1 protein-coding gene is annotated in these 218 nt (G+C 70.6%); it reads right to left on the bottom strand.

The features are described 5' to 3' along the window. Positions 1–218, bottom strand: a 218-nt coding sequence (locus tag ACLHZ1_RS20935; RefSeq protein WP_427263574.1) for a hypothetical protein, incomplete at both ends; no start/stop codon positions are given.

The following is a 218-nucleotide window of genomic DNA, read 5'->3' as shown; positions in this document are numbered from 1 at the left end:
CGGTCGGCCTGGCCGCTCACCTTGAGGGTGTCACCGGCCTGGGCCTCGCCCGGCAGGGTCACTGCCACGTTTACCTGGCCGCTGATCTCGGTGCGGTCGATGGTGCCGTCGTCGTCGGTGTCTTCGGTGATGACCACGGTCGGCGCCGCGGTGGCAGTGGTGTCGCCCATGGTGGCGCTGTCGCGGCCCGGCTGGGATTCGTTGCCTGCCGCATCCAC

It is taken from the genome of Aeromonas sobria, from assembly GCF_050266975.1.
Lineage (GTDB): Bacteria > Pseudomonadota > Gammaproteobacteria > Enterobacterales > Aeromonadaceae > Aeromonas > Aeromonas sobria_B.
Note: the sequence above shows the minus strand (reverse complement) of the source record. Positions and strands in the feature narration are given on the sequence as shown.